Source organism: [Clostridium] polysaccharolyticum, assembly GCF_900111595.1.
GTDB lineage: Bacteria > Bacillota > Clostridia > Lachnospirales > Lachnospiraceae > Clostridium_AI > Clostridium_AI polysaccharolyticum.
The window spans coordinates 1-9,464 of sequence record NZ_FOHN01000047.1; the positions used below are offsets into that span (position 1 = coordinate 1).

Here is a 9,464-nt window from a genome sequence, read left to right on the forward strand (position 1 = left end):
TGCCACATTATCTGCAAACCGATCAACAAATCGACCACCTTTTTCTCCATTTACACGTGTTTCAAAATAATACTGCGGAATTCCTCCAACTTCCTTTGCCAGTGCTTCTTTCCCGCTAACTCCTCTCTTAATGCTGATAGACTGCTCCGTTCCAGATGTTTGTGATATTACATGCCATACTGAATTGTAAAGCCCAGTTCTGTATGGGTTTGCTGCCTGTATTCTGTATGGTCACATTGGCAGTAAATGCCCCATCCCAGCGGCTTGTTATCTGAAAGTTTATTGCAAATCCATCTTCTGTACCGTCGTACTTTCTTTGGCAGTCTCTGCCTGTATACTGGATGGCACTATAAGGTTTAACACCATTGACAGTACCAGTATGGCAGATAGTATTCTTCTTTGTCTGTATCTTCGATTCATGGTATGCTCCTTTCTGATTTTTCAAACAATAACTTGGCATTTGTAGACTTTTCAGGAAAATAAAAACATCAAATTAACATATGTGAATTATAGCACCCGACGATTTTCATAGAAACATCTATCAATTATATCCTAAAAAAGTTTTATAAACCTATTTTTCCCACGAAAAAAAACGCAAGCACAACCACCTGCGTTTTCATAAAAAAATCCCCAAATAAAACTTTAATAAATAATCCTTTCATTCTACTAATATTTTTCCTTTTTCCCTAAACGAATGATTCTGCTGCTTCTACTGCTTCCACTCCTTTCTACTGGCAACGAATCATTTTGATGAGTCTATTTTACACCTCAAGGTACAACAAAAGTATTACAAAAAGTACAACAAAAAATTTTATTTTTCTTTTTTATCTTCTTATATTGTTCCTTTGAGCCATTTTATCTTCTAACAAGCTTGCAGTTGTCATCTCTGCCCAGCTGTAATTAGACATGTATTCTCCCATATAAGAGTTTACTGCTACTGCATCACCCTCAAGGAATTTATAATAATCACACTCCACTTTGGATATATCAACTGCTAAGTAGTTCCACTTTTTCACAACCACATCTTCTATATTTCTTTGCTTCAATGACTGCATCATAGAATGTATAACTGTCTGTGTTGAATTTTTAAGCTTTTTTCGATCTACGACATCTTCCCATAATACAGCAGCAATTTCGGCTGTGCTGCTCCCTGCACCGCAACGGTCTATTAGATAGGCAAAAAGTTCTTTGGATTTACTTCTTTCAAACTGTACTGGTTCATTTTCTACGAAAACATCAAAGTTACCAAATGTGTGAACGGATACACATTTTCCTTCTTCCAGATCGGCAATTTTCCTCGGCTGACGCCACTCTATTTCCATACTGTCTAATGCTTCTACAATTAAATCTTCTGTAGCAGGCTTTAATATGTATCCTTTGGCATGAAGCTGAAATGCTTCACATGCATACTGGTTGTAGGCTGAAACAAATAAAATACGGACACTTGGACACAGTTCTTTAAGTTCCTTTGCCAGCTCAATCCCGCTCATTTCCCTCATCTCAACATCTAGGAAAGCATAATCTAGTTTCTCTTTCTGTTCCATCAACTGCCTTACATAGTCAAGGACTTCTGTACTTTTCTGAAATCCCTTAATATTAGAGTCCGAAAATACCTTTTCCAGCACACGAATCAAACTTTTTAGTGCTAATACTTCATCATCAACTGCTATAATATTCATCTTTTTTGTCTCATGTATAACATTTACTGAATCATCCATCTTACATTTCCTTTCCTAAAATTTCTCGGCATTTTGCCTTGGAATGCTTATTTTAACCTGTGTGCCTTTCCCTTCTTCACTTACTATATCAAGAGTCCCGCTGCATTGTTCCTTAATTCGCCTACGGACATTTTCTATACCTATATGTGTTTTCTTTATATTGTCATGTATAACAATGTTCCTGTCCTTGTCAAATTTCATGCCTCTCCCATTATCCATAACTATTATATGTATTCCATGTGCATCCTCATAGGTATGTATACTTACAGTTCCTGGCTTCTCCTGTTTTACAATGCCATGACGGACTGCATTCTCTACAATTGGCTGAATACAAAGTGCCGGCACCTTAAAATTCTTAACCTGTATATCATATTCTGCTTCTAGTAAGTCCCCAAATCTTACTTTCTCAAGTTTTAAATAATTCTTAACATGATTTAATTCCTTTTCAAAAGGGATAAGTTCTGTGGTTGACAAAGAATCCATATTTCCTCGTAGAAACTGCGAAAACCATGTAATAGCCTGATGTGCTTTCTCAGGGTCCATTAAACATAATTCTTGAATACTGGTTAAAGTGTTATATAAAAAATGCGGCTGTATCTGGCTTAACATAACTGCAATGCGGCTTTGAACCAGTTCTTTCTCGAGTTCATCCGCCCGTTTTCCTTTCTCGTAATTCTGTTTTGTATAAATCAGCAGCATTCTGGTCTGCCCAGCAGTAAAACAGAACAGTCCTGCTTCTAAGACAATAATCCAATACCTCTTTGTTATAGCAAAATGAAGCACCTCTATTATACATGCTGCTGTAAGTACAATGCAAGAATAAAGCAATTCCTTAATTTTTTTATCGGAATGTTTTTTTAAATCAACCACTAGCAAAATCAAAATTATAACTATCATTATTATTAACACAGATATATAATCAAGAATCAGCTCTTGTCCATCCGCCTTTCCCGTTCCTTGCAATATAAAATAAAGCCCAGCTAAACCACTCCATATGTAAACAAATATATTAGCAGCTTTTATGAATTTCGCACTGATTAAGTAATTCTTCAGATTTAACAGAAGAAAGCCTCCTATCAAAAGCTGAAGTACATAATCAAAAATCATTATAAATATTCCATTTTCTAAAAGCAAAGTAGTACATTTATAATCAATTAACGTACATGCACCACCTGTAAGCATAAGCATTCCACAGGATACGCTTCCTTTTGCAATAGGGATATTCATATGTCGAAAAGCCATTAAGAAAACCAAAAAAAGAAGGCCCATTACAAAAACAATAAAGGATATTATGATTTTCAGAAAATATTTTTTTAACTGTTCAGTAAGCAATGTGTAACGCTCTCCGATACAGAAACTTGACAGAAAATTCTGATACACAGATTTTCCATTATTCCTGTAAACTAGCTGAATATGAATTTCTATCTGATCATGAACCTCTATTCCTTCTGACTGATAGTAAGCCCACTCTCTTCCAGCCGATTTTATGATAGATGGCAGACTTTCCCTCTCTCCATATGTAAATATCCGCTTTGCATTCTTCCACATCTGTACTCTCATAGAGGACATAAACATATACAGTTTTACTCCCTTTGGAACCTGCTGGTCAAAATGTCCTTTTATTATAATCTGAGAATATGTTTTTCCGTCAGGAAAATCAGTTTTGGCCAGTTTCCTTGGCTGTGCCGATTCTGTTTTCTGATATGTCCCTACAAAATGAACATAATCCATCTTTTCTTTATTATTAGGAAATAACCCTCCAACTTGTTCTATGTAAAATGAAAAAATCAATAGGAAAGCAATCATAAAGACATGATATCCATATTTGGGCACAGTAAAAATTTCTAATTTCATATACCATTATTCTCCTTTTCGAGTTTATTTTACCTTACCACACTTTAATACGCAAGAAAAAAAAGATGTAGCACTATTTTACATAATGCCACATCTTTCCTTAGATGCATATTCCTTTAATAAAAATGCTAAATAATCTTATTTATTAGAGCTAACTAATGCCCCATCATAATATACCTCATAACCATTTTCAACAAATGCGCTGTAACTACTCCAGTCTTCTTGTGTTAAACGTACGCCCATTGCCAGACTGTCACCAGCTTTTAATGTCTGCTGGCAATCAAAAGATACTTCTACACAGCCATCTTTAAATACTGCTTTTACAGATGGAGCGATATTTACATAATATGGTGCTCTGCTCATCTGAAGTCCTGCATTGTCACACCAGAACATCTGTTTTTTATCTCCGCTCTTTGTATAGTTATAACGAATTGTTACTTTTGATAAATCTACTTCATCAGAACCTGCTGCACTAATGGTATAATTCTGGTTGATGCCGCCTGCAATCTGAGATTTCACTGTAACCACTGGAATTACACCAGATACAGGATTTTTGCTTGGTGCTACGCTTGGTACTGCACTTGGCTGTACACTTGGTTCTACGCTTGGCACTGCACTTGGCTGTACACTTGGTTCTACGCTTGGCACTGCACTTGGTTCTACACTTGGCTGCACACTTGGCACTACACTTGGCTGCACACTTGGCACTACACTTGGCTGCACACTTGGCTGCACACTTGGTTCTGTGCTTGGTACTGCCTCAATGCCTGAATCAACATATGCTTGTAATACTTGTGTATAAGCTTTTTTAGGTGATGTTAAACTAGAAAAAATAAGTGGGCTCTGGCTGGAACGCCATGAAACACTATCATATAATCCCCAGTAAGTAATGCTGGTAATATTTGCTCCTTTTTTCTTTAAGGAAAGGATTGCTTTCATTAAATCATAGTAATACTGTGCCTGGACATCTGTTGATTTGCAAGTAACATCTAATTCTGTTACCTGAATTTCAAAACCTTCATTAGCAAACTGCTGCATTGTACTCTTATATAAAGAAACACTTGGATAGCTTGTATCAAGGTGAGACTGCATACCAACACCATCACAGATTTTTTCTTCCTGATTCATCCAGTTAATTAATGCAACAATTTTATCTGCCTCAATATATGTATTGTAATCATTGTAGAATAGAGAAACGGAATCTGTTAAGCCGTATTCTACTAAAGTTTCATGAGCAAACTGGAATGCTTTTTTGATAAATCCTGGTTTTGAACCAAGAGTCTGTGTACTTCCGTAAATAATCTGCCATCCAGAATTATTTGCGTGGAAATATTCATTGGCAACATCCCATGCATAAACTACGCTGCCGTACTGGCTGTCATATACATGGTGCATAATTGTTTTAATATACATTTCCATTCTGGCATCCATCTGTGCCTGGCTTACATAACTGCCACCTGACTGGAATCCTGTCTTAAAGAAACGGTCTGGTGTCTGGCTATGCCATACTAATGTATGGGCACGTAATTTTAAGCCATTCTGGTAACAGGTTTTCATTACACTATCCATTGTGTTAAAGTTTAATTTTGGTACAACACTTTCTTTGTAGTTACTTGGAATATAGTAACCAGCCGCTTTTGCCTGTGCAACTGTCATAGTATCATATCCAATTACAGCATCTGGCTTCATTTCATTTTCCATTGTAACACTGTTATACTGTTTCTTAATTGCATTCAATGTATTGCTATTGGATAACTGATTTGGTGTTACACAACTGCCGATTTTTCCGAATGTTTTCCCGTATGTATTTAATAAAGTCGCATCAGAAGATACTGGTACTGGCTCAGCTGATACTTTGTCTCCCATGTCAAATGCTACGCTGCTTACAGTTGCCTGCATGCTTCCATCTGTCTGAGACATGATACCAATACAATTTACTTTTTCCGCACAGTCTGGTACGAAAGTACAAGTACCTGTCGTAGCAAAATTGTATTTTACTGCAACTTCGTCACCTGCTGTATTGTATAACTTAAATGCAAGTTCTCCTGTTGATTTTGTTACTTTAAAACTTACACCATCACAGTTCGACATATCTAATGTTTCTGGCAATGTAAATTTTACTTCTCCGTAAAGTTCATCATAAGTCACATTTAAAGCATCACCACTTATATAATAAGATGAATACCATCCAGTAGCATAAGATAATTTACTAAAATCATAGGTTTTTGTAGATGCTGCACTTGCAGTCTGAAATGGTACAAACATTGTAAGCACCATAGCAAATGCTACTACAAAAGATAAAAGCTGTTTCTGCATTTTCTTCATTTTCTTTACCTCCTGTTATATAAAATTCCTTTCCATCAACTCAGAACATCCTGCCCCGAAAGGCAGGATGCTTTTATCATTGGTATTTTTTATATTAGAATCAGCCTACTAATTGTCCATCATAGAATACTTGCACTCCACCATCTGTAAAGTCAGAGTAGTTTGACCAGTCTGACTGATACATACGGCATCCAAGTGCTAAGCTTCCTGCACCTGTTGCAATTGTTTGTGCAGTATCAAATGTAATATCTACATATCCGTTACCAAATGCTGCTTTTACATCACTTGTAAGGCTTGTGTAGTATGGTGCTACGTTTAACTGTAAACCAGCATTGTCACATGTAAGTGTCTGTGCTGCATTTCCAGATCTTGTATAGTTTAAGCGAATTGTTAATTTAGATAAATCAACAGCATCTTTTCCAGCAGATGTAATGTTAAAGGAACAATTTACTTGTCCACCTGTTGTAATATTTGCAGATACCTTAGGAACTACAGAACCTGTAACTTCTCCAGATGGTGCTTTTGATGGTGCTACGCTTGGTTTCACGCTTGGCACTACTGATGGTTTTACGCTTGGCGCTACACTTGGTTTCACACTTGGTGCTACGGATGGTTTTACGCTTGGCGCTACACTTGGTTTCACGCTTGGTGCTACACTTGGCTGTACAACTGGTGTAGAAATCGCTCCATCTGCAATAAGACCTGCAACCGCTCCAACGAAACCTGCATTGTAGTCAATGCCAACTTCAGATGCTGTATAGTCCTGTGCATTATCATTGTAGTTGTCACCAAATGTACTTGGTCCACCAACTAAAGCTCCTAATAATAAGTTCTTAGCTTCTCTTAAGTTGCCACTGTCTGCATAGGTATATCCATTCGCTGCTCTATGATGTGGATGCTTTGGATATTTGCTTCCGTATCCAACAATGAAAGAGAAGTTATTTGGATTGTCACCTAAAATATAGTTAATCTGTTTTGTAGCAAAACTCTTAGCTTTTGCATCTTTTGTTAAACCATAATATTCAATAGCAACCATTGACTGAGCTGCTGCATATCTTAAACAGCCCCATTGATTTAAATATACCATTCCGCCTGGTGTTTTAGGGATACTGTTATACCAAGCATCAAGATTATGTTCTACTGCTGATTTATAACTGCTGTCTTTTGTGATTTCATACATCATAAGATCTGCAGGAATCCACATGTTATCCCAGCACATTGTCCATTCATCTGTGTGAGGGCCATTTTTATCAGCTAAATAGGATTTTGCATCCGAAATGTAGCTGCTGTCACCTGTAGCTTTGTTTAACCATACAGCCGCCCAAGCCATATCATCTTTAAATGAGGAAGATGTATAGAAACTCTGTCCCTGGCTGCATCCTTCGTTTGCTTTTCCTAATTTATAAAGAGATTTTGCATAATCTAAGCATTTTGATGCATATGCAGAATCTGGATATGTCATAGACACCATTGCTAAAGCTGCTGCTGCTTCACCACAAACGTCAGCACCTTTGTCTCCACCGCCTACTTTGAACATTGTCTGACGGCTTCCCTGTTTTTCTGGAGCATCCCAGTAAGCATGGTCTTGATTGCCATCGCCTAATTGATAATAGAATACATTGCTGTTTGGATGACATTTCATGAAGTAATCACAGAAATGTTTTAATGTCTGAAGCATTTTTTCTTCAGAACCTGATTTAGCAAAGGAATCTTTATAGGAATAATAACTCCATGCTAAAACACTTGCTGCATACCCCTGTGTGATACCAAATTTTACATGATCACCACAGTCATGATATCCACCACTAAGATCTAAACCAACATCTTTACCATCTGTTGTATGACAAGCGCCACGCCATGAAAATGCATTATCTTCCCCGGCATCTTTACCGCATTTATTTGCATCATAGAATGTTACGGCATCCTTTAATGCTAAATTGTAGTCGATGGAAGCTGCCTTTACAGGAGCTATATTAGCCAATGTAGCTATAACCATGCTTGCGCTTAATCCCATTGCACACACTTTTTTAAGCTTATTACTTACCATATTATCCTCCTTTTAGAAGCAATCGCCTCTCTTTGTTTCATTAGTAAGTTTATTATAAGCCAATCTCAAAAAAAGTGAACAATCCTTGCATAATATGTGCTTTTTTCTTACGCAACATGAACAAATTGTAACTCTTTTACCCTTTGTTTATTTGTCATTTTTTGTATATCTTAACAAAGATTTCCTATACAGAACATTTTAATTTATACATTTTAACTAAAACTTCTTCCTGCTTTTTATTTTTTCTAACAGTGCAAAAGGACATCAAACCAGATAACAATCTGATGGCTTAGGGATATTTTTTCTCCTCAATACAGGATATGGCTTTCTTTATTACAGCTTCCTTGTGTTCTGCTTCTGTGGCTTCCTTCTTTTCTTTAACCATTCCACAGCCACTTAACAGACAGACAGCAAGAATCAGAAAAAGAACCTTTGCTTTATTTTTCATAGACATTGATTTTTACTCCTTTAATTATAATAAACATACTGGATGTTTAATGTTTCACTTTTATAGGAATGAAGCACATTAAACATTCCTGTTAAGACACCTTATATTCCAATATATCGTGGAATATAAAGTGGCTTTCTCCTTTCCTTGCTTACACTGTGAATCTATCAATATTTGACTGTTGGTACATATAAGTTCTTCATATTAGAGACATCTGGTAACGCAATTCTTCCACAATCCCCTGCAATCACCACTGTTCCATCGGATTTTAACCCGACTGAAATCCAGTCTCCAGCGGCAATTGCTACAATGTCGTGCCAGTCGGATACATCTAATTGCTTGTTTTCATTATTGCCAGTTGCAACCACGCTTCCATCACGCTTTAATCCCAGTAAGCTGTAAGTGCTTTGAGAAATGGCAATTATATCATTCCAGTCGGATACATCAAAAGTATTCGGGTTATAGACAAAACATCCATCTGGACCTTTTATTTCCTCTTTGGTACAAACTACTGTTCCATCCGATTTCAGTCCAACTATCGAGCCCCCTGTATCATCAGCAATATCCACTATATCTGTCCACTCGTCCACTTCATCATATGTAATTTCACTGCCACCACATTTTTTATTATAATCTGCTACATATACAGTGCCATCTTGTTTTAATGCGACAATACACGATTTACCGTTTACTGCCTTTACCACATCTGTCCATGTAGAAGTTTCCTCTTTAAAAAATTCAAATGACTTATCATACTTTTCGGAAAATGCTTCGATTTTTCCAGTTTTAGATAACAAAGCATAACTATCAAAATCGGTCGATATTCCTTCTATCTCTGTATAGGATTTTAGTTTTTCTGCAACATAGTTATAAGCAGGATCCGTATCTTTTGTTGAATAAATATGTCCCGTTTGATCCAGCCCATCTAGCCGACTTTGTGCATAAGAAAGCTCCTTGATATCATGCCATTCCAAACTCGTATCATACCTATGCTCCCTGTAAATCGTATCATCAACCGCTATTTGTACTTTCCCTCTGTTATCAATAGCCGCAACCCCAACATTGATATTAG

7 protein-coding genes are annotated in these 9,464 nt (G+C 36.8%); all 7 read right to left on the reverse strand.

The window, feature by feature from the left end; genetic code table 11:
* Positions 1-127 precede the first annotated feature (127 nt).
* Positions 128-460, reverse strand: a complete 333-nt coding sequence (locus BMY85_RS15120; RefSeq protein ID WP_092479234.1) for a cellulose binding domain-containing protein — start codon at positions 458-460, stop codon at positions 128-130.
* Positions 461-824: 364 nt separating this feature from the next.
* Positions 825-1,718, reverse strand: a complete 894-nt coding sequence (locus BMY85_RS15125) for a response regulator (RefSeq protein ID WP_242939757.1) — start codon at positions 1,716-1,718, stop codon at positions 825-827.
* A 15-nt stretch (positions 1,719-1,733) separates the two neighbouring features.
* The gene (locus tag BMY85_RS15130) at positions 1,734-3,572 is read right to left on the reverse strand and encodes a sensor histidine kinase (RefSeq protein ID WP_092479236.1); all 1,839 of its coding nucleotides are present in this window, start codon (positions 3,570-3,572) and stop codon (positions 1,734-1,736) included.
* A gap of 138 nt (positions 3,573-3,710) precedes the next feature.
* Positions 3,711-5,897: an endo-1,4-beta-xylanase gene (locus tag BMY85_RS15135; protein ID WP_143066414.1), complete on the reverse strand. Its 2,187-nt coding sequence runs from the start codon at positions 5,895-5,897 to the stop codon at positions 3,711-3,713.
* A 100-nt stretch (positions 5,898-5,997) separates the two neighbouring features.
* Positions 5,998-7,944, reverse strand: coding sequence for a glycoside hydrolase family 9 protein (locus BMY85_RS15140; RefSeq protein ID WP_092479238.1), 1,947 nt, complete (start codon positions 7,942-7,944; stop codon positions 5,998-6,000).
* 289 nt (positions 7,945-8,233) lie between these two features.
* The gene (locus BMY85_RS15735; RefSeq protein WP_177180820.1) at positions 8,234-8,398 is read right to left on the reverse strand and encodes a hypothetical protein; all 165 of its coding nucleotides are present in this window, start codon (positions 8,396-8,398) and stop codon (positions 8,234-8,236) included.
* A gap of 161 nt (positions 8,399-8,559) precedes the next feature.
* On the reverse strand, positions 8,560-9,464 hold a 905-nt coding region (locus BMY85_RS15740), incomplete at its 5' end, for an RCC1 domain-containing protein (protein ID WP_330387325.1).